This window comes from Neptunomonas qingdaonensis (genome assembly GCF_900113275.1).
Lineage (GTDB): Bacteria > Pseudomonadota > Gammaproteobacteria > Pseudomonadales > Balneatricaceae > Neptunomonas > Neptunomonas qingdaonensis.
Genome location: NZ_FOOU01000001.1, coordinates 407,202 through 431,362 on the forward strand (window position 1 = coordinate 407,202; position 24,161 = coordinate 431,362).

General features: G+C 46.5%; 23 protein-coding genes. 7 read left to right on the top strand and 16 right to left on the bottom strand.

What is annotated here, in order from left to right:
• Window positions 1–11: 11 nt before the first annotated feature.
• Complete coding sequence (locus tag BM099_RS01920) at window positions 12–500, bottom strand: hypothetical protein (RefSeq protein WP_090723643.1); 489 nt, start codon at window positions 498–500, stop codon at window positions 12–14.
• Complete coding sequence (locus BM099_RS01925) at window positions 497–1,237, bottom strand: SURF1 family protein (RefSeq protein ID WP_090723646.1); 741 nt, start codon at window positions 1,235–1,237, stop codon at window positions 497–499. The genes BM099_RS01920 and BM099_RS01925 overlap by 4 nt, the downstream gene beginning before the upstream one ends.
• Between BM099_RS01925 and BM099_RS01930 the strand changes: the two genes are divergently transcribed.
• Complete coding sequence (locus tag BM099_RS01930) at window positions 1,238–1,444, top strand: DUF2909 domain-containing protein (RefSeq protein WP_090723648.1); 207 nt, start codon at window positions 1,238–1,240, stop codon at window positions 1,442–1,444. It abuts the gene before it with no gap.
• Window positions 1,445–1,458: 14 nt separating this feature from the next.
• On the opposite strand, the gene BM099_RS01935 is transcribed toward BM099_RS01930, so the two are convergent.
• From BM099_RS01935 to BM099_RS01960, 6 genes are all read right to left on the bottom strand, one after another.
• Window positions 1,459–2,340, bottom strand: a complete 882-nt coding sequence (locus tag BM099_RS01935; RefSeq protein WP_218150132.1) for a cytochrome c oxidase subunit 3 — start codon at window positions 2,338–2,340, stop codon at window positions 1,459–1,461.
• Window positions 2,337–2,939, bottom strand: a complete 603-nt coding sequence (locus BM099_RS01940) for a cytochrome c oxidase assembly protein (protein ID WP_090723654.1) — start codon at window positions 2,937–2,939, stop codon at window positions 2,337–2,339. Before BM099_RS01940 ends, BM099_RS01935 begins: the two co-directional genes overlap by 4 nt.
• 9 nt (window positions 2,940–2,948) lie before the next feature.
• Window positions 2,949–4,529 carry a cytochrome c oxidase subunit I gene (ctaD, locus tag BM099_RS01945; RefSeq protein ID WP_177201061.1) on the bottom strand — a complete coding sequence of 527 codons (1,581 nt, stop codon included), beginning with the start codon at window positions 4,527–4,529 and terminating at the stop codon, window positions 2,949–2,951.
• A gap of 10 nt (window positions 4,530–4,539) precedes the next feature.
• On the bottom strand, window positions 4,540–5,664 hold the full coding sequence (gene coxB / locus BM099_RS01950) for a cytochrome c oxidase subunit II (RefSeq protein ID WP_090723656.1): 1,125 nt from the start codon (window positions 5,662–5,664) through the stop codon (window positions 4,540–4,542).
• A gap of 317 nt (window positions 5,665–5,981) precedes the next feature.
• On the bottom strand, window positions 5,982–6,269 hold the full coding sequence (locus tag BM099_RS20605; RefSeq protein WP_232348870.1) for a DUF2970 domain-containing protein: 288 nt from the start codon (window positions 6,267–6,269) through the stop codon (window positions 5,982–5,984).
• 104 nt (window positions 6,270–6,373) lie between these two features.
• Complete coding sequence (locus BM099_RS01960) at window positions 6,374–7,255, bottom strand: DMT family transporter (RefSeq protein WP_232348869.1); 882 nt, start codon at window positions 7,253–7,255, stop codon at window positions 6,374–6,376.
• Window positions 7,256–7,307: 52 nt separating this feature from the next.
• Between BM099_RS01960 and BM099_RS01965 the strand changes: the two genes are divergently transcribed.
• Both BM099_RS01965 and BM099_RS01970 read left to right on the top strand, forming a co-directional pair.
• Window positions 7,308–7,904 carry a DUF6942 family protein gene (locus tag BM099_RS01965; RefSeq protein ID WP_090723660.1) on the top strand — a complete coding sequence of 199 codons (597 nt, stop codon included), beginning with the start codon at window positions 7,308–7,310 and terminating at the stop codon, window positions 7,902–7,904.
• 185 nt (window positions 7,905–8,089) lie between these two features.
• Window positions 8,090–9,238, top strand: coding sequence for a DUF481 domain-containing protein (locus BM099_RS01970; RefSeq protein WP_090723663.1), 1,149 nt, complete (start codon window positions 8,090–8,092; stop codon window positions 9,236–9,238).
• A 93-nt stretch (window positions 9,239–9,331) separates the two neighbouring features.
• On the opposite strand, the gene BM099_RS01975 is transcribed toward BM099_RS01970, so the two are convergent.
• Window positions 9,332–10,168: a LysR family transcriptional regulator gene (locus tag BM099_RS01975; protein ID WP_090723666.1), complete on the bottom strand. Its 837-nt coding sequence runs from the start codon at window positions 10,166–10,168 to the stop codon at window positions 9,332–9,334.
• A 117-nt stretch (window positions 10,169–10,285) separates the two neighbouring features.
• On the opposite strand from BM099_RS01975, the gene BM099_RS01980 reads away from it, so the two are divergent.
• Together BM099_RS01980 and BM099_RS01985 are read left to right on the top strand one after the other, a co-directional pair.
• On the top strand, window positions 10,286–10,861 hold the full coding sequence (locus BM099_RS01980; RefSeq protein WP_090723667.1) for an RNA polymerase sigma factor: 576 nt from the start codon (window positions 10,286–10,288) through the stop codon (window positions 10,859–10,861).
• A gap of 203 nt (window positions 10,862–11,064) precedes the next feature.
• A complete protein-coding gene (locus BM099_RS01985; protein WP_090723669.1) occupies window positions 11,065–12,090 on the top strand; it encodes a succinylglutamate desuccinylase/aspartoacylase family protein in 1,026 nt (341 codons plus the stop codon).
• Window positions 12,091–12,200: 110 nt separating this feature from the next.
• Here BM099_RS01985 and BM099_RS01990 read toward each other — a convergent pair whose 3' ends face one another.
• From BM099_RS01990 to BM099_RS02000, 3 genes are all read right to left on the bottom strand, one after another.
• Window positions 12,201–14,381 carry a malate synthase G gene (locus tag BM099_RS01990; RefSeq protein WP_090723671.1) on the bottom strand — a complete coding sequence of 727 codons (2,181 nt, stop codon included), beginning with the start codon at window positions 14,379–14,381 and terminating at the stop codon, window positions 12,201–12,203.
• Window positions 14,382–14,553: 172 nt separating this feature from the next.
• Window positions 14,554–14,967: an acyl-CoA thioesterase gene (locus BM099_RS01995; RefSeq protein ID WP_090723674.1), complete on the bottom strand. Its 414-nt coding sequence runs from the start codon at window positions 14,965–14,967 to the stop codon at window positions 14,554–14,556.
• 90 nt (window positions 14,968–15,057) lie between these two features.
• Window positions 15,058–18,249 (bottom strand): mechanosensitive ion channel domain-containing protein, encoded by a 3,192-nt coding sequence (locus tag BM099_RS02000; protein ID WP_090723676.1) that lies wholly within the window; start codon window positions 18,247–18,249, stop codon window positions 15,058–15,060.
• A gap of 99 nt (window positions 18,250–18,348) precedes the next feature.
• Between BM099_RS02000 and BM099_RS02005 the strand changes: the two genes are divergently transcribed.
• On the top strand, window positions 18,349–19,308 hold the full coding sequence (locus BM099_RS02005; protein ID WP_090723679.1) for an alpha/beta hydrolase: 960 nt from the start codon (window positions 18,349–18,351) through the stop codon (window positions 19,306–19,308).
• 140 nt (window positions 19,309–19,448) lie between these two features.
• On the opposite strand, the gene serA is transcribed toward BM099_RS02005, so the two are convergent.
• The 3 genes from serA to BM099_RS02020 form a co-directional block, all read right to left on the bottom strand.
• Window positions 19,449–20,681, bottom strand: coding sequence for a phosphoglycerate dehydrogenase (gene serA / locus BM099_RS02010; RefSeq protein ID WP_090723681.1), 1,233 nt, complete (start codon window positions 20,679–20,681; stop codon window positions 19,449–19,451).
• A 201-nt stretch (window positions 20,682–20,882) separates the two neighbouring features.
• On the bottom strand, window positions 20,883–21,164 hold the full coding sequence (ppnP, locus tag BM099_RS02015; protein ID WP_177201062.1) for a pyrimidine/purine nucleoside phosphorylase: 282 nt from the start codon (window positions 21,162–21,164) through the stop codon (window positions 20,883–20,885).
• Window positions 21,165–21,194: 30 nt separating this feature from the next.
• Complete coding sequence (locus BM099_RS02020; RefSeq protein ID WP_090723683.1) at window positions 21,195–22,091, bottom strand: LysR family transcriptional regulator; 897 nt, start codon at window positions 22,089–22,091, stop codon at window positions 21,195–21,197.
• 175 nt (window positions 22,092–22,266) lie between these two features.
• Here BM099_RS02020 and BM099_RS02025 point away from each other — a divergent pair, with 175 nt between their 5' ends.
• Window positions 22,267–23,469, top strand: a complete 1,203-nt coding sequence (locus tag BM099_RS02025) for an MFS transporter (RefSeq protein ID WP_090723686.1) — start codon at window positions 22,267–22,269, stop codon at window positions 23,467–23,469.
• On the opposite strand, the gene BM099_RS02030 is transcribed toward BM099_RS02025, so the two are convergent.
• Complete coding sequence (locus BM099_RS02030) at window positions 23,450–23,953, bottom strand: methylated-DNA--[protein]-cysteine S-methyltransferase (protein WP_090723689.1); 504 nt, start codon at window positions 23,951–23,953, stop codon at window positions 23,450–23,452. The two genes, BM099_RS02025 and BM099_RS02030, sit on opposite strands and share 20 nt — an antisense overlap.
• Between the last annotated feature and the right edge of the window lie 208 nt (window positions 23,954–24,161).

A 24,161-nucleotide genomic window follows, 5' to 3' on the forward strand; every position in this document is an offset into this window, starting at 1 on the left:
CCGTCTGTTCATTAGCCTATCCGTGAAACTTTCAGTAAGCGTTTCAGGTCCTTTAACAGATCTTTGGGCGTCTGTTCCAAAGAGTACTGTAAAACTAAGTTGCCATTCGGGTCTGCCAGCCAAATACCATTTTCCAGTTGTGATAATTGATCGCTACTCAGCTGATTACCCTGTGGATTATTTGCCACCAGAGCCCAGATAACCCGGTCTCTGTCTTTGCCCAGTGCCTGGTTGATTTGTGGTAGTTGTTGTTGCCAATAAGCGCAGCGATCAATACAAGGCGTTTTACTGGTAAGTAGTAATTGCCATTGGCCATTGGCATCGCGCTTTTTACCCGTAGGGTCGATTAATCCCCAGTCGCTTAAGGTGGCCCCTGGAGGCAGTAAGTCACCGCGTTGACTACTGCTGGTGGGAGAGTAACCACTAAAATATAGAAACATCGCCAGTAGCATCGGGCCGGCGCCAAAGAACCAGATGAGCCAGAAATTAAGGCGATTCATACGCTGCTCTCCTTATTGATGAACATTTTTCGCGCTAAAATGGCGCTGCATATTAACCAGGCCGTAGCCAGTCCATACCATTGCACGGCATAGCCAGTATGGCGTTGCGGAGGCAGGACAACGGGTTTCCATGTGAGAGTAAGCTCGGGTATGACCTGGCTCACTGGACGAAACAGCCACTCAGAAACAGGCGTCTTGAGGGCGCTGGAGATTTTATGTAAATCAAGCTGTTGAATACGTTTTGGCCAGCTCTGCGTCCAGGTGTCGTCACCGAGTAACAGCGCTTTGGACGGCTTATCGGCATAAGCAATAACATTCAGTGCGCTATTGGGGAGTGTCAGGGAAGGTAAACGGTTCCTGTCGCTCGGTGCTGCTAACCATCCTAAACTGATCAATTGAATATTTGCCTGATTGGTCTTTAATGCGGCAATGACTTCGTAGCCAACCTGCCCCTGCCATGTACGATTATCTAAAAAGAAATAGTGATCCGTTATCAGATGGCCACTAAGCTCGACTTTGTCAAATAAGTGGATAGGAGTAGCGCTACTGTTTTGCTTAACCTCTGCTTGAGTAAACTGTAATAAAAGCTGCTCTTTTTCAGCGGCGCGCTGTAGTTGCCAGTTGCCTAAAAACAGGAGTAACGAGCAGATAAGCACAGCCTGCAGTGCGAGAATCCACTTGAATAGATTGCGCTGCCGGTCTTTACTATTGATATATCCGCATTGGAGGTTACTCATATGATCAAGATCCTGCTGTTACTACTGTTTCTTGGGGCCGTCGTTAGTCTTTTTAGTGGCCTGTTTTTTCTTATCAGGGATGGTGGATCATCCCGCCGTATTGTCTATTCCTTGTATCTGCGTGTGCTGTTTTGCGTGCTGCTGTTAGCCTTAGTCGTCTATGGTTTTTTCAGTGGTCAGTTAGTCTCACATGCTCCTTGGCTTTAACCAGACGCTATGTCCTAAAATACGTAAACAAACAGGAATAAGCCGACCCATACGACATCTACAAAGTGCCAGTACCAAGCAACGGCCTCGAAACCAAAGTGGTTTTCAGGCGTAAAGTGACCTTTCAAAACACGTAGCCAGATGATAATCAGCATCAATGTTCCTAATGTGACATGCAGGCCATGAAAACCCGTCAACATGAAGAAGGTCGCACCGTAAATTCCTGAGTGCAGTGTTAACCCTAACTCCTGATATGCCTCTACATATTCCATGATTTGGAAAGATAAAAAGATGATACCCAATAGAATTGTCAGGCCGTGCCAGAGGACGATAGCCTTGCGGCGACCTGCTTTCAGAGCGTGATGCGCCAATGTAATAGTGAAGCTGGACGAAATAAGAATAGCGGTATTAATCAGCGGCAGGTGCCAGGGGTCGATAACCGCAGTAGCGCCTGGAAATTTTTCCATATCGGGGGTGGTGAGCAATGGCCACTGTGCTTCGAAGCCTTGCCAGAGCATATTGCTGACGCCTTTTTCACCTTCACCACCTAGCCACGGAACGGCCAGTGTGCGTACATAAAAAAGTGCACCGAAGAAAGCGATAAAAAACATCACTTCTGAAAAGATAAACCAGCTCATACCCCATCGAAAGGAAAGGTCTGCCTGAGGGCTGTATTTTCCATCCATGCTCTCATTAATCACATGGCGGAACCAGCCGATGAGTATCAGACTCATCATAAAGGCGCCGGACAAGAGCAGTACTAATCCTGTTCCTCCGGTTTGAGTTTTGAGTCCATTAATCAGAGTGCCGGCACCATAAGCTAACAGGAATAGGGCTATAGAGGCTAAGATCGGCCAGCGGCTTTGCGCGGGTACATAGTAAGTCTCATGACTCATAATGTGTTCCTCCCTGTGCTATTGGGTTGAGCTGATTTAGATAAGAGATCGCTTTCAGCGGCTTTTGTCGAGGTAATATCGAAGAGTGTGTAGGACAAAGTAATTGTGCTGATGTAGGTGGGTAATTCCGGATCGATGACAAATAGTAATGGCATTTCTCTGGTTTCGAGGCTGTCCAGGGGCTGTCGATCAAAGCAAAAACAATTGACTTTATGCAGATATTGGGCAGCTTCTGACGGAGATACGGATGGAATGGCCTGCGCTACCATTTTTTCAGACGTGGGATTGTGTGCCAGATAAGCCGCCTGCTTACTTTCACCCGGATAGACAGTCACCATGGGCGATAGAGCCCGGAACTCCCACGGCATCGATTCATTGTTGACAGCTATCATCTGTACGCGAATGGTTCTGTTCTTATCACTGCCTGTGGGTGCATTCGGTCCGGTGTTCAATACCTTGCCATTCAACCCGGTGATCCGACAAAAAACATCATAAAGCGGCACTAAAGCAAAGCCGAAGCCAAACATCAGCACACAACTCAATATGAGTGTGCGTACCATGGATCGGTTTTTTTGCTGAGCTGATTTCACCGGCTTCATTGAAGATACCTACTTTACTTCAGGGGGTGTCGAGAAGGTGTGATAGGGAGCAGGCGAAGGAATAGTCCATTCCAGTCCATGCGGTTCATCCCATACTTCAGATGTGGCAGGACTGCCTCCACGGATAGTTTTAATAATCAGTACCAGAAAAATGAGTTGCGAAAACCCAAAGATAAAAGCACCGATGGAGGCGACCATGTTGAAGTCTGCAAACTGCAGTGCGTAATCAGGTATGCGACGTGGCATCCCGGCTAAGCCGATAAAGTGCATCGGAAAAAATGTCAGGTTTACACCGATAAAACTACACCAGAAATGTACTTTTCCCATCGTTTCCGGGTAGTAGTGCCCTGTCCATTTTGGCAGCCAGTAATACACTCCCGCCATGATGGCAAATACGGCCCCGGGTACTAAAACGTAATGAAAATGAGCGACCACAAAGTAGGTATCGTGATATTGAAAATCCGCAGGAGCAATCGCCAGCATCAGACCGGAAAATCCGCCTATCGTGAAAAGCACCACAAAAGCGATAGCAAATAACATGGGTGTTTCAAAGGTCATTGAGCCACGAAACATAGTAGCGACCCAGTTGAAAACTTTAACACCGGTAGGAACCGCGATAAGCATGGTGGCGTACATAAAGAACAGTTCGCCCATTAACGGCAGGCCGACCGTAAACATATGGTGGACCCAAACGATAAACGAGAGAAAAGCGATCGATGACGTGGCATAGACCATGGAGCTGTAACCGAACAGCCGCTTTCGCGCAAAGGTAGGAATGATCTCACTCACAATCCCGAAGGCCGGCAAGATCATGATGTAAACTTCCGGATGGCCAAAGAACCAGAAAATATGTTGAAATAATACAGGGTCACCACCGCCAGCCGCATTGAAGAAGCTGGTACCAAAGTGGATATCCATCAGCATCATGGTGACGACACCTGCCAGAACTGGCATGACTGCGATTAACAAGAAAGCCGTGATTAGCCACGTCCAGACGAACAGTGGTAGTTTCATCATCGTCATGCCAGGGGCGCGCATATTCAGGATGGTTGCGATAATGTTGATGGCACCCATAATGGAGCTGATCCCCATCATATGTACGGCAAAAATGAAGTAAGTAACACTCGGAGGAGCATAAGTAGTGGACAAGGGAGCATAAAATGTCCAGCCAAAGTTAGGTGCGCCGCCCTCCATAAAGAGCGTGCTGAGCATCATGGCAAACGCGAAAGGCAGAATCCAGAAGCTCCAGTTGTTCATCCGGGGTAGCGCCATATCGGGTGCGCCGACCATCATCGGTAACATCCAGTTAGCTAAGCCGACAAAGGCGGGCATGACGGCACCAAACACCATGATGAGTCCGTGCATGGTGGTCATTTGATTAAAGAATTCAGGCTGTATCAACTGTAAACCGGGTTGGAATAGCTCTGCTCTTATCATCAGCGCCATACAACCCCCGGTCAGGAACATAGCAAAGCTGAACCATAAATAGAGGGTGCCAATATCTTTGTGATTAGTGGTGTAGAGCCAGCGGGTTAAACCGGCTGCCGGACCGTGATGTTCTGTATGCTCAACCTTTGCCATGGTATTCATCATCAGCCTCCTATTGCTTAGCAGCCATTTTTAATTCATCGATGGCGGCAGGTTCCACCTTGTCGCCGCTATCATTACCCCAGGCATTACGTTCATACGTGATGACAGCCGCAAGGTCGACGGCGCTGAGTTGTTCGCGGAATGCCTGCATGGCGGAGCCCGCCTTACCGTTTAGCACGATATCGATGTGCTGACTGATGTCGCCGGTTGCTATGCTGCTACCCTTGATTGCCGGGAATACATTAGGGATACCTTCCCCGTTTATCTGGTGGCAAGCCGCACATGCGGTTTTGTAAACTGCTTCGCCTTTACTCATCAGTTCTTCCATGCTGATGCTTTGTTTAGCTGATGCGATCTCCTGGGCTTTGATGTTTTTCATCTCAGCAAGCCACAGCTCGTATTCTGCCTGGGGTCTGACATCGACGACTATCGGCATAAACCCATGGTATGTGCCACATAGCTCTGTACACTGGCCGCGGTAAATGCCGGGTTCGGGGACATTGGTCCAGGATTCATTAATAAAACCAGGAATAGCATCTTTTTTGACTGCGAAAGCGGGAACCCACCAGCTGTGGATAACATCGACGGAGGTGATGAGGAAGCGAATTTTTTTACCTGCAGGGATAACCAGTGGATTATCGACTTCCAGCAAGTAATTTTCGCCTTTTTCGGACTCGTTGTTGATCTGTTCTTTGGGTGTAGTGGTATTAGAGAAAAAGTCGACATCTTCTCCAAGATACTGATAGCGCCATTTCCATTGGTAACCGGTGACCTGAATATCGATATCAGCGTCAGAAGGGTCGTACATTTTTACCAGAGTTGCGGTGGCAGGAATGGCCATGGCGATGAGAATGGCAAAGGGAACCAGTGTCCAGATAATCTCAACTAAGGTGTTTTCATGGAAGTGGTGGGCTTGTGCGCCCCGGGATTGACGGTGGTGGAATATTGACCAAAACATTACGCCAAATACCACAACGCCGATGGCTACACAGATCCAGAAAATAATCATGTGCAGATCAAAGACTGATTGGCTGATTTCAGTCACGCCACGGGGCATATTGAGTCCCCACTCTGCGTGGGCACATGAAATGCTACTTATCGATATAAGTAACGTTATTAGTCTGGTTACTTTCATCACAGGTTCCCCTTCCGGGTCATAGCCTGTTTGAAATCAGTCCACTAGGGGCGCTGTAAACAACGTTTTGGCGGTAGAATTTTACGTAGTATCAGCCATTAACGCTGTAACTTCTGCAACGTCGGTAGTGACGGGTTTCAATCAGGTTTGAAGGCCCGAGTTCCATCCCATCTTTTGTTATTATTCGTCCGTTTCTGTGGCTCAGTATAGCAGTCAGGTATTAATGTAAGTCAATAAAATAAATGGTTAAAAATTTTATTTTGTTATATATATGCTAATTATGCAGCCAAAAGAGATCATTGTGCTGTTAAATGGCATTATGCACCAGCGAGTGATAGCGCCCATCGCGTCAGTAAAATCACGGCTATGATAAAAACGATCAGCGCGACAAAACCCAGGAAAGCGAATTTCCATGCACTGCCTTTGTTGAAATCGCGCTGGTGATTCTGCTCAGATTGAACGCCAAAAATGGCAGCCAGGACACTTAAAAACATCTTCCATAGAGAAGGGCTGTTTTGTGATAAGCGCTTTGAAAAGTGTTTTGAACAATCTTTTGAACAATGTTGAGTCAGTAGCAAAAAGTGCTGTGAGATAAATGTGAACATAATAGTCTCCAGAGATCAGATTAATCATCACACTGTTAAATCTCAGGCTATCGCTAAATATCCGGTATTGCCAGTATTACCTGAAGACTTACTTGAATATTAGTTTAGTTGGCGCTTTTACGTTTTTGTTTTTGTTCATAGAGTGCCGCCATTGTATTGGCAAAAATGGCAGTCAGAATAATGCTACCGCCCAGCAATGTGCGCGCTGGTGTTTCTTCTCCTATCGCTAGCCAAACCCACACGGGTCCGAGGATGGTTTCGATTAACAGAAATAAGCTGACTTCAGCCGAGGGAATAAACCGCGGAGCCAGCATCAGTAGCCATGTGGCCAGTGGCATCTGAACTAACCCCATAATAGCTAACCAAAGATAGCTGTTAGCAGGCAAGCTCATGGGAGAGGCCAGAGGTATCGCCATTAATCCTGCAATTGCGCCGGACAGCGCTATGATCGGTAGTAAGGGTAACCCGGAATAACGACGTAACAGTGTCAGGACGATGCCCATGAATAAGGCAAGACACAGAGCCGCTATGTCTCCTTGCCAGCCACTACTGTTAAAGGAACCCGCAAAAATGGTGATGACACCAATAAAGCTGGCGATGATAGCCAGTAATACTCTGGGTTTAATAGGTTCGTGCAGGAAAAGGCGTGAAAAAATGGCTGCAAATAATGGCGAGCTGGCAAGAATTACAACGGTATTTGCCGTGCTGGTGTTGCTGATAGAAAAGACAAATAAAAGGGTATTAATGCCATATAATGCAGCAATGAGTGCCGCTAAAAGCCAATGTGCCCGATTGTTTGGCCACTGGATTCGTTGGCGTTTGAAGAGAGTCAGGGTCGTGAACACCAGGCAAATTAACCAACCTCTCCAGAAAACAACATCCCATGATGATACGCCGGACAAACGGATAAGCATGGCGTCAAAGCTAAGAATAAGGACACCGATGGATGCAAGGATCATGCCTTTTTGCTGGAGTGTTTGTTGCAAAACATGGCCCTGTCGTCAGTAGTCTCGAAAGAACGAAGGAGAGTAGCTGAGTATGAGTACCGATACCAGTCAGAATCAAGCAGCAGGTTCTGCCGATCATCTTAATGATTGTTTGGGAAGCACAACAGCCCAGATAGTGCTTTATATTGCAAATCGCCCCGTGCTTTCTTCTGCTATGCACCGGGGCGAAGAATTCTCAGCGGCGGAGTTGATTTTACTCAATGGTAACCATTGGCGAAAAATACTCACTATTTTTGCTAAATTGGCATCGCCTGATGGTGATTGGCGTGCCTATCGTGACTTTTCTTTATTACACCAAAGAGAAGCTATCTGTTTTTCAGATAAGTTAGTCGACAGTGCGACTATACATCTGGTTGCAGGTAAGGCCAGTTGGGCACGCCTGGGGCTTTATATGGAGGAGTCTCAACTAATAAAAGAGTCTCAACTAATAAAAGAGTCTCAACCAATAAAAGAGTCTCAACTAATAAAAGAGTCTCAACCCCTAAAAGGGTTTCAACCGTTAGATGCAGAGCAGCGGGTATGGATCAGAGGTAATATGATTTGCACGCCTTATTTTGATTATCGGCAATGTCCGAATGCGTTGATTGACATCGTACAACAGAGGATACACGATCTGATTGACTCATAAATCCAGCGCTTATCTGCGACATTATCGATACTTTACATTTTATTTTAAAAATAGTTCAAATTTTCTCCACAAATATGTGACTTTAGGCTAGATTGTTGTATCTAAGCTTTTAAAGGCCCTGCTTAATAGGATATAAGTAGGGTGTCTAATATTAGTGTCTTAGGACCGAAAAGGAGAGTCGATAGATGAAATCCAATAAATTAGCCCTTGTTATTGCTACAGTAGTTGCCGGCAGCAGTGCTTCAATGGCTATGGCAGAAAACGTTACTTTGTTTGACTATGAAGAAGCTAGTTCTGCATACGAAGATGCGTACATTAACGCAAACTTTGACGCGAAAAGCGGTAATCAGGATCAGTCCAGTTATGATCTGGATTTGAGTTTAGATTTCGAAAAAGTACTTTCTACGCCTGACAGAAACACTGCGTTTAGCTTTGATGGTGAAACTACAAAGTCACGTGGCGGCAATGCTGCTGATAAAAGCGTTTCCAATTATCAGGCATTCGGTTCTGTGCAAGTGGATAACTATTTCGAACCAAACAGTAACGGTGCATTCTGGTATGGTAAGGGCGATGTAGGCCTGCAGAAAGGTGCGGATGATCCTCGGATTACAGCAACACTGGGTCTTGGTTATGGGCGTGTCGTTAATGTGACGCCAATGGCACGGGCTATCCGTATGGTTGAAGCCTTAACCGAACGTAACATTCTGACACAAACACCGTCTTTAGCAGCCTATAAGGCTGTTGCGAATATTATCGCTCGCGAAGATGAGTATCGCTCTAAGTACGGCGCAGAAGATTATGAAATCAACTGGATCCAGGACATTGAAGCTGCTCTGGGTGGTGGTATCGGCGCGGCAGGTGCTATTAAGTCATATGATGTACTGGTAAACGAGCGTCTTTCTACGCGTAAACACGGCTGGTTAGTGCGTGCCGGTGTTGGTGCTGTATTAAAAGACTATGATGGTTCTGATGGTAATCCATTGCTTGAATTGGGTGCTGAATATCATCGTCCGTTGAGCAATGCGACTCAGTTTTCCAACGAAGCACTGTTAACTGCTATCTTGGATGATGATGACAACAGTTTTACTGTCACAAACAACATGACTTTAACGCATGAGATTAGTGACCGTGTAGACTGGGAAAACTCTTGGGTACTGACTCACATTGATTATGAAAATGCAGAAGACGTGACTAACAATGAGTTGTCATCGTCTTTCTATTATTATATCTCTAACTCGCTGAAATTTGACGTCACAGTCAGCTTGGAAGACTATGAAGCAAATGATGAGGTTGATAAAAACTTATCTATGGGTCTGACTTACCGCTTGAAATAAGCAGTTCTGATTTTCCCCTTATTAGGCCTCTGCATTGCAGGGGCCTTTTTTGTGGCTGATTGTCTGGGTTGATAGGGCATGTTTAAGGTATGTCTAGTTGTTAAACAGTTGGATGACTTGTTTAAGTAAGTCCGAACGAGCACTGCGAACAGGAAAAACGGCATAGGCCGGATGCTTGATGGTGGGAGCATCAGGGATGCAATACAGTGAGCCATTTAACAGTTGCTGCTCAATGGCTTGTTTAGGCAGGTAAGCACTGCCTCCTAAGGTTTTTAAATATGAAATCGCCATTGTTGCCGTACCCAGGCGTGTATTGGGTTCCGCAATGTCAGGAAACAAGCGTTTGTGCGTGAGTGCGTGAGCAAGCCCCCAATCAACCATCAGGTAGTTGTTATCAAAGGCATCTTCAAGTGAGGCGTGCGGGTTGCTGGAAACCAGATCTAGCTCAAGAACAGTGACTTGCTGAATTTGCAGCACATCCAGATGTGCCGGCTCAAGCATAAAAGCAATATCAAGAACGCCATCCAATAGGCGGCGGGTGAGTACTTCGGGTGTATGAGATTCCGCAATCAGGGCTATGTCGGGCAAGGATGTACGTAGCGAGTGCAACCAGGGTTGCAGGAGCACATCCCAGAGCCTGAGGCTTCCTCCAATAGAGAGTTGCTGATTTGCTCCGCCAGCAGAAACATCCTGGCGTGCTTTACGCCATCCTGATAGTAAAAGATCGGCATGGCGCAGTAGGCGATTGCCTTCCGGGGTTAGTTTTATATCTCGTTTAAGACGGTCGAAAAGTTGTACGCCAAGATTCGATTCCAGCAGCTTGATTCGTGCGCTGACTGCCGCTTGAGTTAAGTGCAGAGATTGTGCCGCGTGTCCGAAGTGTCGTGTGCGAGCGACTTCCAGAAATGTTCTCAGTAATTCAAGATCCATAAACTTCCCATAAATATTTTTTTATAAATCAACAAAAAAACATAGTTAGATTTGTTGGGTGAAGTTAACTAAATTTCTGTCTTCGCTGCAATAGCAGAGATAAAAAGGATTTAGGAAATGAATTTATCTGAAATACAAACACTGACAGATAATGAGCTTATTGACTTGATTCAACAGCAGGACAGAAACGCGCCAAGGTTGTTTGATGAATTGATAGATCGATATAGGGCTGTATTGTTTCATCGCTGTTTATGCCGATTGAGTAATGTCGCCGATGCTGAAGATGTCGTTCAGGAAGCACTTTCCCGTAGTTATCGTTACTTAAGTGCATTCAGAGGAGAATCAAGCTTTAAAACCTGGCTGTTTACGATAGCGGATAATCAATGTAATCGCTTTTTTGCAAAGCGGGAACGTTACCAATTAACAGATGACATGACGGTGTTGATTGATCAGGAAGAGGCGTTGTATACACCGCCAGAGGACAGTGCGCAAAATGAGGACGTTCGCAAAATATTGAACGGACTTCCTGAATATGCACGTGATATTTTAATGCTCAGGTTTGATTTAGAGTTATCCTTAGCAGGCATTAGTCAGACACTTGGCATTAGTCTGAGTGCTGCAAAAATGAGGCTGTACAGAGCCATAGAGCTGTTTGAAAAACAGTTTGTGTCTAGCGTAGAGATTATAGTGTAAGCGACGCACAGGCATGCTATTAATAGTTACTTATGCTGGCTGGTATTGCGCCATTTTAATGTGTTTACAATAGCGACTATTGGCTAAAGAATTGATATAGCAAAAACTCACAGAAGTACTGATTCTTCAGGGGTGTTGTCTGCCATATAGGTGGTTGAACATCATATGGGTCAGGGCTCATCAGAAGTGGAAAAAGGTGTGATATGAGAGAATCTTTTACGATCAGTAATACGGATGTAGCGCCTGGCAGCCGGGCGGTGATCAACGTTCCATTACCAAAGCTGAGTAGTCATACTTCGATGGATATGCCGTTACATGTTATTCATGGGCGCAAACAAGGTCCGGTGTTGTTTTTAAGTGCGGCGATTCATGGAGATGAGCTGAACGGTATAGAGATTATCCGCCGTGTTCTGGCGTTGAAGTCTCTGGCGAAACTATCAGGCACGCTGGTCGCTATTCCGGTTGTGAATGCTTATGGGCTGATACAGCATAGTCGTTATTTACCCGATCGACGTGATCTCAATCGCTCATTTCCCGGCTCTGAGGGCGGTTCGTTGGCCGCTCGCCTGGCCAACCTCTTTATGGAGGAGATAGTCACAAAGTGTACCCATGGTATCGATCTCCACACCGGGGCGGTCAACCGTACAAATTTACCGCAGATTCGAGCAGACCTGGACGATCCTGAAACACGCGAGTTGGCACGTAGTTTTGGTGTGCCTGTATTGATTAACTCTTCTGTTCGCGATGGGTCATTACGCGCTGAAACCAGTGCGCTGGGGATGCCTGTACTCCTTTATGAAGCGGGTGAAGCGCTCAGGTACGATGAAATTGCAATCAGGGCGGGTGTTACGGGTGTCTTAAACGTGATGCGGACTCTGGGGATGTTGCCGCCCTCAAAAAGCCGCTCAGTCGCTCCTGAACCTTTTATTGCTCGCAAAAGTTATTGGGTGCGGGCACCTGAAAGCGGCATGATAAATATGAAAACTGCTCTGGGTGCTCATGTGAAAAAAGGGACGTTGTTGGGCTATACATATGATCCGTATAGCGGTACTCAACATCCAATCTATTCGACGCTGGAAGGCGTGATCATCGGGCGTTTAGAGCTACCGATGGTGTATGAAGGCGATGCTGTGTTCCATATTGCCTGTTTTAATAACAATGATAGTGCTCTGGATGTCGCTGAGCAGGTTGAATCGTTTCAGACCAACCATAGCGATGAGCCGAATTAGGGTTGAGGTGCACGAATCTTAATCCAAACAAAAAAGCGATTCTCAAATGAGAATCGCTTTGTATGACACGTTTGAAACACAGGGTCCCAAAACAGCGTTTGCTAATTGGCTTATTTGGCTGCCAATTTAGCTTTTACCTCTAAGCGGCGGCGATGTAAAACCGGCTCAGTATATCCGCTTGGTTGCGCGCACCCGTCGAACACCAACTCACAAGCGGCGGCAAAGGCAATGCTATTATCAAAGTCAGTCGCCATCGCATCATAAGTAGGATCGCCGGCATTTTGCCCATCAACAATGGCTGCCATGCGTTTTAGCGTTTCCATCACCTGCTCTTGAGAGCAGATGCCGTGATGCAACCAGTTAGCAATATGCTGACTGGAAATACGCAGTGTTGCGCGGTCTTCCATCAGGCCAACATTGTTAATGTCGGGGACTTTTGAGCAGCCTACGCCCTGGTCAACCCAGCGAACGACATAACCAAGCAAACCTTGGGCGTTGTTATCCAGCTCTTGCTGAATCTCTTCTGCAGACCAGCTTGGATTTGCTTCAACAGGAATAGTCAGTATGTCATCCAGATTGGCACGGGGGCGACTTTTCAACTCTTGCTGGCGCGCGAATACATCGACTTTGTGATAGTGCATTGCGTGCAAGGTTGCGGCTGTCGGAGACGGAACCCATGCGGTGTTGGCACCAGACATCGGGTGGCCTATTTTAGCCTGCAGCATATTAGCCATCTGATCCGGAATTGCCCACATTCCTTTGCCTATCTGAGCACGGCCGCTTAAACCGCACAGCAGGCCGTTATCAACGTTCCAGTCTTCGTATGCAGCGATCCATTTGGCAGACTTCATATCGCCTTTGCGTACCATCGGTCCCGCTTCCATTGATGTATGGATCTCATCTCCGGTGCGGTCAAGAAAGCCCGTGTTGATAAAGACAACGCGCTCTTTAGCTGCACGGATGCACTCTTTCAAGTTAACCGTGGTGCGACGCTCTTCATCCATGATGCCCATTTTCAGCGTATAGCGGGTTAGCCCGAGTGCATCTTCTACCCGGCCAAACAGTTCATTGGAGAAGGCAACTTCTTCAGGGCCATGCATTTTCGGTTTTACGATATACATGGAGCCGGTAGTGGTATTGCTGAATTTACCGAGACCTTTTACGTCGTGAACAGAGATCAGAGATGTCACCATAGCATCCATGATCCCTTCAGGTACCTCATGGCCTTCTTTGTCGATAATGGCGCTGTTAGTCATTAGATGACCTACATTGCGCACAAACATCAGACTGCGACCTTTGAGTGCTACCGTGCCGCCTGCAACAGCGGTATACTCACGATCTGCATTCATGGCGCGGGTAAACGTCTTGCCGCCCTTGGTGACTTCTTCTGTCAGATCGCCCTTCATAAGGCCGAGCCAGTTACGATAGATAACGACTTTATCTTCAGCATCGACAGCAGCAACAGAGTCTTCACAGTCCATAATGGCTGTCAGTGCAGATTCCATGATGATGTCTTTGATACCAGCGGCATCATCTTTACCTATCAGGCTGCTTCGGTCGATCTGTACTTCAAAGTGAAGGCCGTTATTTTTTAGCAGTACGCTGTCAGGAGCCGCCGCATTACCCAGATAACCAATTAATTTTTCTGCGTGTGCTAACGATGTTTCTGAACCGTCGCGCAATACCACAACAAGTTGGCCATTCTGGATACTATATCCGGCAGAGTCTTTGTGAGATCCGCTGGCTAATGGCGCGGCTTCATCAAGAAAGTTGCGGGCAAAAGCGATTGTTTTAGCACCGCGTGCCGGGTTGTAACTGCTGCCTGCTTCAGCGCCACCTTCTTCGGATATGGCATCAGTCCCGTACAGTCCGTCGTACAGACTGCCCCAGCGAGCATTCGCAGCATTAAGAGCGAAGCGTGCATTCATCACGGGTACAACCAGTTGTGGTCCTGCCATGGTTGCCATTTCAGGGTCTACGTTGCTGGTTTCAGCACAGAAGTCAGCGCCTTCGGGGATCAGGTAGCCGATCGATTTGAGAAAATCTTTATACTCCCCAAAGTTAAAAAGCTGACCTTTACGGCTGATGTGCCACTGATCAATCTGTGTCTGGAAATCATCACGTTTTGCCAGCAACTCACGGTTGCGTGGTGCGAGGTCATGAATGACCGCATCCATGGCTGACCAGAACTGTTCAGTGCTGATGTTCGTGCCCGGAAGCGCTTCGTTATTAATAAAATTATAAAGACCTTCAGCAACCTGCAGGCCGCCAGTCTGTACCCTTTGACTCATAGTAGTAATGCCTCATTGTATATGGCCCGGCTCGGTGCGAGGCAACCATGACCGGTCGTTATAAAAATATGCACACTATTCAGACAAGAATGGTGCAATGCAAAAATACATCAAACAAGGCTGCTTTGTCGCCCCTGACACGCCTAAAGTATGAGGTTATTTGGCCGAAGGGTCAGCTCTCGATGTGCTGACGGATGTCAGCAGGCAGTGGTACGGATTTTCCGCTGTGATGATCCATCCAGACAACTTTTGCATAGCCTTCACTTACCGCTTGAGACGGATCTGACTCGCTGTATATTTTATACAGGGTCATGAAACTTGAACGCCCGGGTTCGCTGACGAAGCAATCGATACGTACTGTATCTGGATAAACAATCGGGCGCATAAAGGTGCAGCCAACGTTAATGACAACGGGATCAATACCGCCGCCATCCATTTTTGCACCCATTTTAGCCAGTAGCTGAACCCGCGCTTCTTCAAGGTAGCGCATATACATGGCATTGTTTACGTGGCCATAGGCGTCCATATCTCCCCAACGAACCGGGATTTCGCAACTATAAATTAGTTTCTCAGCAACTGTACTCATCATTACCCTCCGCTCATTATGATTTGGATGTCTTGCTCTTTTACCGACACAAGATAAGTGAATTCACTTATCTTGTGAAGCACTCAGCCATCATGGCTTTTGGCTGCGGTGTAAATGAACATCCAGTTGCGGGAAGGCGATTTCGATATTATGTTCTTTAAAGCAATCATCAATCGTTTGATTAATTTCATGGGCGACAGGTAAGCGGTCTGACATGGTGCTGACGAATAGCCTTAGTTCTAAATCCAGCGAGCTGGCACCGAAGGCAATGAAGTATGCGCTAGGCGCAGGATCTTTCAACACCTGTTTATGCTCAGAGGCGATTCTCAGCAACAGGTCATGAGCGAGACGGGTATCCGATCCATAGGCCACGCCGATTTTGATAACAAGGCGGGTGATGGGGTCGGTCAGCGACCAGTTGATTAATTGGTCGGTGACAAAGCTCTTGTTGGGAATGATGATCTCTTTGCGGTCCCAGTCAGTAATCGTCGTTGCCCGGATCTGGATACGTGTTACAGAACCGGAAAACCCTCCAATAGTGATGGTGTCGCCAATGCGAATAGGTTTTTCGAACAGAATTATCAGGCCGGAAACAAAGTTGGCAACAATTTCCTGCAGACCAAAACCAAGACCGACACCCATGGCCGCAATCAGCCATTGTAGTTTTGACCATTCCAATCCTAGTTGCGAGGTTCCTGCCAATATGCTGACGACAATCAGTATATATTTTGTGATGGTGGTAACCGCATAGGTCGTACCGGGAGTGAGAACCAAATGGCGCAATACCAGTAGCTCTAACAGCCCGGGTAGATTGTAGGCGGCTAATACACATAGCGTAATCAGGGTGCCACTGAAGAGAATGTTTTTCAGTGTTATCGATTCTGAAACGATACCCGCGTCTGTGGTGATATTGTGATTCCAGAGTATCACGTTATCGAGAATGTCGAGCGTTGGGAGCGCATTTTTCAGCAATATCCAAAGCAAAGAAACAAATACAATAATGGTCGTTGTTTTTAGTAAAATTCGCGCCTGATCAGAGATCGACTGCAGATCGATATAGTTTTCTTCCAACGGAGGGATATCTTCATTTTTTTCTCGTGCTTCGATAACCTCATTACGGTGTATCTTGGCTCTATCAAAGGCTAAACGTCTTTCTTCAATAAGCAGCCAACGGTTACCTAACTTGAAAAAGAGAAAGGTTACGTAAAATATACTGGTCAGGATCAGCAGGGTCAGCATAATCATCGAGCCGGTGTAAACATACCCCAGCAAAGCTGCAAACATAATGATGATATGAATACCGATTAAACTGACTAACCATAACTGTGAGCGTTGCCACCAATGTTCACTGTTAATGGTCTGGTCAATGTGCGGAGATACTTTCCATAAGGCCATCCAGAAAAGTGTCACTAAAGCTGTCAGCGAAAGGAAAACGAGCCGTCCAATGCCTGAGCGCAGTTCATTTGAGCCTGAATGATCAATCAGCATTAATAAAACAACTAAGGGCAGTCCCAGCCAGTACAGCGGGTGTATAAGCTTATGAAGTTTACGACATAATTTTACCGGGACGGAAAAGTGTCCCTGTAACAGTGCATTGGTTTTTCTACCCCATTTTTCTAAGGTCAGATAAGCCCAGGTTAACGCGGCAATAGAGTAGCCAATAAGATGCAAAGACTCGATATTCCATGCCTCGCTGTTGAGGATATACCGAGTGAAAATGACAATAGCGGCAGGGATGGGAAGGGTGATCAGTAACGGCATCCAGAATAAATTGAAAGTGTGACTGAAACGATCATGAATAACATTACCGACGTGCTGAACCCATACATCAGCATTCTTCTTGTAATGCCGGTCTACGACGAAAGCTATCAAATACAGCAGTATCAACAAGGCTGCTTTAGGTATCCAATGGCTAATGGGCTGCCAGAGTGAAATCCCCCGGGAGGGGGTGATCAGGTCGAGAAGAGGGTTAAGGCCTTGTGGAATCTCTAAGAACCAGTCAGTAGAAATAGGCAGTATGCTGGGAAGCCAGAGCAAGTGCTGAGCGACGAGTTCACGTCCCAGGCGAGTCTGTTCGTTAATCTGTTCCTGAGTAGAAAGCAGTTGTGACAGCTCATTAATCCCCAGATTGCTGGCTTCTCTGATGCGCGTTAATAGTTTTTGCTTGTCGGCTAATAGTTGTTGCAACAGGGTGTTTTCATTGTCAGTTAACGTCGCTGCGGGTGGCTCGCTATTATTCTCAAGGTTATATAATGAACGTGATACTTCAAGATTAAGCAGGCGCAGCTTATTAATGTTTTCACGAGTGGTTTCGGTTGATGTCGGTTGAGTTAAACGGCGCGTATATTTGCGTAATTCAACCCCTAACGACTGAGTGCTTAATTCCAGTTGCTGCTGAACCGCAATATAACTTTGCGTCACAATCGTTAATTGAGAGTCTAGTAAGCGTCTTTGTCCCAGAGCTGTCTCATTAGTGGCTAGAATGCTTCTTAATGTGTCGCTGAGCGATTGATTTTCATTTACCTGTGCGCTGATGAGTGGATGTAGTGTCGTATTGATATTATCAATACCTAAGGTGTCTAATGTTTTTTCAGCTTCAGCGCGACGTTTCTTTTGTAAAATATCTTGCAGCGTATCGATATACGTTTGGTTGTTCTTGAGGTCGCGGTTAATTCTGTCGAGGCGAAGGCGATTAAGATCGTTCTGTCCTGGCAGACTCAGTACTTCAAGTTCGAGTGCCTGGTTCTTGGCCGTTCGCACGGCAAACTGAGCATCACTCAAGGGGCTGTTATTTTGTTTATCGCTTGCTGCCGATGACTGTTTGAGTTGAACGAGTTGCTCACGTAACGAGATAAGCTTTTGATCGCTCTGGTTAATCTGTTGCTGCAGTAATTTTCTGGACTGCTCTAATTCCAGGGAGGCCGCTTTCTTAAGCGTGAGTAATTGCTCTAGTTCCGGCTCTGTTTTTAGCTGTAGATCTGTCAGGTCGATGGTATCGGTCTGTTGTTTAAGGGCAGCGTTGAGGCGTTGTATTTCTTCAGGTTGTTGTTCCAGCTGAGCCTTCAATTGCGATGCTTTTTGTTCAAGTAAGGCGGCTTCTTTGTAGGCAGAAAGAATTTTCTGATAGGCCTCCCTTTGCTGCTGGGTCGCCGGATTATTTTCATCGGCAGGTAGTTGATCCAGGCGTTGTTGATACTGGCTAATGAGCTCCTGATTAGAAGCGAATACGATTGAGCTTAGGCAGAGAATAAGCAGAAACAGCCAGCGACTGATAATTGTCATACATATCCAGAAAATTGATTACTGATTGATGATAGATTATAAACAAGTGTTACACGTATTTAATCATTTTTAACATGGTGTCATATGCAAAGGTAGCTCATGCAAGGTTTTAATCCTGTGTTGCTTCGTCAATCGCTGACAACTTTCCACAAGTCGGGTCTGCTGCGTCCTGACACTGCTTGGCATGCTTACCTTACGCTATACAAACTTGCTCCCTTGCAAAGCCAGTATCAATTGAGGGTTGGGCTGGTTAAGTGTGAACAGGTTGATTTGGCGGTGCAATATTATACGCAGCAAACGACGAGCCGGGGCACCGTGGTTTTGATTCATGGTTATATGGATCATGTGGGCTTGTATAGTCGACTGATGGGATGTTTGCTGGAGCAGGGCTGGGATGTGCTTTGTTATGATCTGCCGGGTCATGGGTTATCGTCAGGCTCGGGTTATTCGATTGATCATTTCTCAACATACGCAGCGCAATTAGATATTATTCTACAATCCACGCACCTCAAAGGTCCGTGCGTAGCGCTAGGACAAAGTACCGGCGGGGCTATTGTTCTGGCGCACCAGCAATTAGTCAGTCAACGGCTATCGGTGGATCCGTTCAGCCAGCGCATATTGCTTGCTCCTCTGATCCGTCCTGCGCAATACCCTTTTATCCGGCTTAAGTATTCGCTGTTGCGTTTTTTTCTGCGCAGGGTGAGACGATTTCACGGTATTAATTCGCACGATGATGCCTTCGTGCACTTTATTCGCTCACAAGATCCGCTGCAAAAGCAGTGGGTCGCTGTCAACTGGATTGGGGCTATGCTGGAGTGGGTTGAGCTGATAGAGGCGGGACAACCACAGCACATAGATATGACGGTGATTCAGGGAACGGCAGATGAAACTGTCGACTGGCAGCATAATCTGTCAGTATTAGGCCGGCTTTTTCCGCTGTTAAGAGTAGAGTTGATCGAGGCCGGACGTCACCATTTGGCGAATGAAGGTCTAGCGTGGCGACAACAGGTGTTTGATAAAATCAGTGAAGTGTTAGCAGGCTGTCGGGCTGAACACTGATCTACCCGGCAACTGCTACTGCGCTGCGCTACTTCCTGCATCCATGCAAAAAGTCGAATTTGGTCAATTTTCGTCCTTATTTGTCAAATAAAAAAGGCAGCGTTGTCAGGCTGCCTTTTTTCTATGTGACTGGCCGGTTATCAGAACAAGCGGCGGCAGCGAATAGTGCCTTTGACTTCCAGCATTTTCTGCAAAGCGATGACAGAGCAGTCTGCATCCACATCAATCACCACATAACCCACTTTGTCATTGGTTTGCAGGTATTGCCCAGAGATGTTGATATTGTTCTCTGACAGTATGTTGTTGATGTTGGATAGCACACCAGGAATATTTTCGTGGACATGCAGCAAGCGGTGAACATCTGGATGCTCAGGTAATGCTACTTCCGGGAAGTTAACCGACGTAATAGAAGAACCATTATCACTGTACTTAACCAGCTTCTCGGCGACTTCATAGCCGATGTTTTCCTGTGCTTCCATGGTAGAACCACCCACATGTGGCGTCAGGATAACATTGTCAAATTCGCGTAACGGGGAGATGAACTCATCATTATTAGAACGTGGCTCAACAGGGAATACATCAATAGCCGCCCCGTGTAATTTGCCGGCTCTGAGTGCATCACATAAGTCGTCGATAACAACGACAGTGCCGCGTGCCGCATTAATGAAGATGGCACCATTTTTCATCTGTTCAAACTGTGCAGCGCCCATCATATCTTTGGTCGATGCTGTTTCAGGTACATGTAGCGTGATGATATCGCAGGTACGCAGAAGCTCGTTCAGATCGGCAGTCTGTTTAGCATTGCCGAGTGTTAACTTGTTAACCACGTCATGGAAATAAACGTCCATGCCCAAGCCTTCGGCCAGTACGCTTAGCTGTGAGCCGATACTGCCGTAACCGACGATACCCAGTTTTTTGCCACGAATTTCGTAAGAATTGGTAGCCGATTTCTGCCAAATACCACGGTGCGCTTTAGCACTTTTTTCTGCAACGCCGCGAAGCAGGATAATCGCTTCAGCCAATACTAATTCAGCAACCGAACGGGTATTTGAATAAGGTGCGTTAAATACAGCCACGCCCTGACGAGTCGCTGCTGCCAGATCGACCTGGTTAGTACCGATACAGAAGCATCCTACGGCAACGAGTTTTTGTGCCGCTTCAAATACTTTTTCAGTGAGCTGTGTGCGTGAGCGCAGGCCAATAAAGTGAACGTCAGCCACACGCTCGAGTAATTCCTCTTCCGGTAAGGAGCCGGTGTGAAACTCAATGTTGGTATAGCCTTGAGAATTAAGCGTGTCGATAGCGGACTGGTGTACGCCTTCCAACAACAGAATTTTGATTTTGCTCTTATCCAGGGACGTAACTTTGCTCATCTTCTGCGACTCTTTGTAGTGGTCAGAAAAGTAGTCGATTATCTCGACTGCGTGAAAGGCGGCTATATTATCACAGAGATAGATGAAAGGGATTGTGTCATAAGAGTGAATTTACGGAAAAATATTCATGATAAGATGAGTCGGTTTGCTGCACAGGTAATCTTCTGATGAATAACACCTGTGCAGCAGCGTAGAGCTCGTTTAGCTATAGAAGCAAAGATATGCGCTGGCCTGCTCCACTTTTAGCTGAAACTTCTGGTTAGCATCAACATTAAATTCAGTGCCGGCAGGGTAGCTGGTAAAATCAGCAGAACCAGGCAATTTCACCATCAGTTCACCGCTGATCACTTTCATCAACTCTTTCTGGCTGGTGCCAAATTCATATTCACCGGGAGCCATAACTCCGCTAGTTACCTGACCTTCACTGTTTTCAAAGCCGATCGATTTTACTTTACCATCGAAATATTCATTTACCTTCAGCATAAGGCTCTCTCCAATTGTCTGAGCGCAGCATCATAAAGTTTGTTTGGCTTTTTGGCTACTGCGATGATCTAACATAAAACGCACAAATGCCTGGTTTGCCTGTGACAGGTAGCGGTCTTTATTCCAGGCGATAGACAGATCCAGCCGGACGGGTTGGCTGAAAGGCAGGGCGATCAGGTCATCATCGTCCTCGATCACCATGCCTAATAGCGTAGAGATGCCAAACCCTTGCTTTACAATAGATTTGATGAGTGGGATCAGGTTGGTTTCAAAACCAATATTTGGCTTTGCGCCAATTTGCGCGGCAATACGGTCAACAATCTTGCGATGAAAGTAACCTTCTTGAAACATCACCAGCTCTTCAGAGAAGAAGTCCTCGTAAGTGACAGATTGTTGCGTCGCAAAACGATGATCTTTACTCACCGTGACCAGCATTTGCTCTTGTAAAAACAGTTCCGTGTGTAATATTTCAGGTACAAATTCAGAAACAATGACTCCCAGGTCCAGCTCGCCGTGCTCGACCATCTGCTGGAGTTGCCAGGTACCGCCTTCAATAACCTCCAGGTTTAATTTCGGATGGAGGTGCTTAAACGCCATCAGTATCGGTGGAAAATAATAGGAACCGAGCATACTGGGAATGCCAATGCGAACTGAACCCTGCGTCAGGCCTTTCAGTTCACGCATCTCTGATTCTGCGTCGTCTATATTTTTCAGGATTATTGCGGCGTGCCTGAACAACCGCTGTCCTTCATCAGTCAGACTGATTTTTCGGTCATTTCGGTGGAATAACCGGATATCCAGTTGCCGCTCAAACTTTTGAATAGACATGCTGATCGCCGGTTGGGCGATATGCAGTGTTTCTGCCGCCTTGGAGAAACTTTGCAGACGGGCGACTTCATGGAAATAGCGCAGTTGTTTGCTATTCATATCATCAATGCTTCTTATCAAATTGTAATATCAACTCTATATATCAATATTATTGATGACAATGATAATTATTATATATTTTACTGATTATTGGCGCATTGCTAGTGTGTTGGTGGCGTGTGATGGTGGCATAAACATCTGCTTTTTAAATGAATGTTCTGCGTAGGAAAACATAATGATAGATGATGGAACAGCGCCTTTCTGGAGAGCCACATTAGCGCTTTGTCTGGGCTCATTTATGATTTTTGCCAATGTGTATTTAACGCAGCCACTGCTGCCTACGTTTGTGCAGACGTTCCAGATTACTGAGTTGCAAGCCGGTTGGAGTTTCACTATCACAACTCTGACGCTGGGCATCTCGTTACTTTTCTATGGGCCGTTATCAGATGCATATGGGCGTAAGAGTCTGATGCTGATGAGTATGACTGGCGTGGTGCTGACGACATTTATGCTGTCGCAAACCCAAAGTTATAGCATGCTGTTGTTCTGGCGAGGCCTGCAGGGCCTGTGTTTAGGTGGCTTGCCCGCGATAGCGATTGCTTATATGAGCGACGAATTTAAGCATAAAGCGATGATTCTGGCGGTGGGATTTTACATCAGTGGAAATACTATCGGTGGTATTGGAGGCCGTTTGATCGGCGGCTTTGTTGGTGAGTGGCTGGGCTGGTCTGAGACTTTTTTGGTGATGACACTGGTGAGTTTTATTCTGCTGATGTTGTTTGCCATGCTTTTGCCTGCTTCACAGCATTTTGTAGCGAAAAAAGTTACACCGGTTGCCATGCTGGTGCAATTGGCCAGGCATCTGCAAAATCCTTTGCTGTTGCTGGCGTATCTGATCGGTGGATTTAATTTTTTTATTTTTATCAATCAATACAGCTTCGTTACTTTTTTGCTTGCGGACGCGCCCTATAATCTTTCACCCTCATGGCTGGGGTTGTTGTTCCTTACCTATTTGAGCGGCACTGTCGGGTCCGCCTTATCGGGTCGTATTGCGCAGCGAATTCCGCAACCTGTCTGCATGATTATCGGTATTCTTATTTTGATGGCTGGATCATTGGTGACGCTTATTCCCAGTATATGGGGAATTATTGGCGGTTTTTTGATCAGTGCATTCGGTTTTTTCTTTGCGCATTCGACGGCCAGCAGCTGGGTGAGTCATAACGCCCATCAAGCCAAAGCCAGTGCTTCATCCTTGTACCTGTTATTTTATTATCTGGGCGCGAGTAGTGGCGGCTTTTACCTGCAGCCTTTCTGGGAGTGGGCCGGTTGGTCGGGTATTGTCGCGGGTTCTTTGTTGGTGCTTATGTTGACGTTAGTAACCGCGTTGGTCTTGTATAGAATCAGTGCTGCTAATAATGTCAGTGTGAGTATGCATTAGTCAGCGCAGCTTGATTTTCAATGTGCAATAAGTGCTGTTTGAGCTCAAGGCCTGCTGCAAATCCGGTTAGAGAGCCATTTTTTCCAATCACCCGATGGCATGGAATTAGAATGAGAATGGGGTTTCTGCCGATCGCTGCTGCGACGGATCTGGCCGATTGAGGGCGACCTATACTATCCGCTAGCTGTTGGTAGTAGCGGGTTTGGCCGGTTGGGATTTGCTGTAGTGCCAGCCATACACTTTGCTGAAAAAGTGTGCCTCCGGGAGCCAAAGGTAATGCAAATGCATGCTCAGGATGTTGAGAATAGTCGTCTAGCTGTTCTTCCAGTTGAAGAAGGAGTGGGCTGAGCGGATCTTCTTTCCATTGGGGAGCAATGCTGGGTTGGTATTTTTGCCCGATACAGTAACAGCCGGTAATGGCCTGATCTTCCTCAGTTGCCAGCATCTCGCCAAAAGGTCCGGCCCATCGTCGGTAATGTGTCATAAGGGGTGTCCTGTAGTTAATGATCTAAGTTGATGACATAAGTTGCTGTGATGCGATAGCAGTGCTTGCTAATAATGTTCATTGAGCATAATCATGTCTCTACTTTACGCTGATTTATGATGAGCTGCTCGCCGCATCCGGACATGATGTTTTTCTTAGCTATTTATACTATTTGTGCGGAATTTTTTATCACTTCTGCTGAGCTTGA

Bases quoted from the DNA above. Each gene is read 5' to 3' on its own strand.
- BM099_RS01920 (WP_090723643.1), bottom strand. From the start codon at position 500: ATGAATCGCCTTAATTTCTGGCTCATCTGGTTCTTTGGCGCCGGCCCG.
- BM099_RS01925 (WP_090723646.1), bottom strand. From the start codon at position 1,237: ATGAGTAACCTCCAATGCGGATATATCAATAGTAAAGACCGGCAGCGC.
- BM099_RS01930 (WP_090723648.1), top strand. From the start codon at position 1,238: ATGATCAAGATCCTGCTGTTACTACTGTTTCTTGGGGCCGTCGTTAGT.
- BM099_RS01935 (WP_218150132.1), bottom strand. From the start codon at position 2,340: ATGAGTCATGAGACTTACTATGTACCCGCGCAAAGCCGCTGGCCGATC.
- BM099_RS01940 (WP_090723654.1), bottom strand. From the start codon at position 2,939: ATGAAGCCGGTGAAATCAGCTCAGCAAAAAAACCGATCCATGGTACGC.
- ctaD (WP_177201061.1), bottom strand. From the start codon at position 4,529: ATGAATACCATGGCAAAGGTTGAGCATACAGAACATCACGGTCCGGCA.
- coxB (WP_090723656.1), bottom strand. From the start codon at position 5,664: ATGAAAGTAACCAGACTAATAACGTTACTTATATCGATAAGTAGCATT.
- BM099_RS20605 (WP_232348870.1), bottom strand. From the start codon at position 6,269: ATGTTCACATTTATCTCACAGCACTTTTTGCTACTGACTCAACATTGT.
- BM099_RS01965 (WP_090723660.1), top strand. From the start codon at position 7,308: ATGAGTACCGATACCAGTCAGAATCAAGCAGCAGGTTCTGCCGATCAT.
- BM099_RS01970 (WP_090723663.1), top strand. From the start codon at position 8,090: ATGAAATCCAATAAATTAGCCCTTGTTATTGCTACAGTAGTTGCCGGC.
- BM099_RS01975 (WP_090723666.1), bottom strand. From the start codon at position 10,168: ATGGATCTTGAATTACTGAGAACATTTCTGGAAGTCGCTCGCACACGA.
- BM099_RS01980 (WP_090723667.1), top strand. From the start codon at position 10,286: ATGAATTTATCTGAAATACAAACACTGACAGATAATGAGCTTATTGAC.
- BM099_RS01985 (WP_090723669.1), top strand. From the start codon at position 11,065: ATGAGAGAATCTTTTACGATCAGTAATACGGATGTAGCGCCTGGCAGC.
- BM099_RS01990 (WP_090723671.1), bottom strand. From the start codon at position 14,381: ATGAGTCAAAGGGTACAGACTGGCGGCCTGCAGGTTGCTGAAGGTCTT.
- BM099_RS01995 (WP_090723674.1), bottom strand. From the start codon at position 14,967: ATGAGTACAGTTGCTGAGAAACTAATTTATAGTTGCGAAATCCCGGTT.
- BM099_RS02000 (WP_090723676.1), bottom strand. From the start codon at position 18,249: ATGACAATTATCAGTCGCTGGCTGTTTCTGCTTATTCTCTGCCTAAGC.
- BM099_RS02005 (WP_090723679.1), top strand. From the start codon at position 18,349: ATGCAAGGTTTTAATCCTGTGTTGCTTCGTCAATCGCTGACAACTTTC.
- serA (WP_090723681.1), bottom strand. From the start codon at position 20,681: ATGAGCAAAGTTACGTCCCTGGATAAGAGCAAAATCAAAATTCTGTTG.
- ppnP (WP_177201062.1), bottom strand. From the start codon at position 21,164: ATGCTGAAGGTAAATGAATATTTCGATGGTAAAGTAAAATCGATCGGC.
- BM099_RS02020 (WP_090723683.1), bottom strand. From the start codon at position 22,091: ATGAATAGCAAACAACTGCGCTATTTCCATGAAGTCGCCCGTCTGCAA.
- BM099_RS02025 (WP_090723686.1), top strand. From the start codon at position 22,267: ATGATAGATGATGGAACAGCGCCTTTCTGGAGAGCCACATTAGCGCTT.
- BM099_RS02030 (WP_090723689.1), bottom strand. From the start codon at position 23,953: ATGACACATTACCGACGATGGGCCGGACCTTTTGGCGAGATGCTGGCA.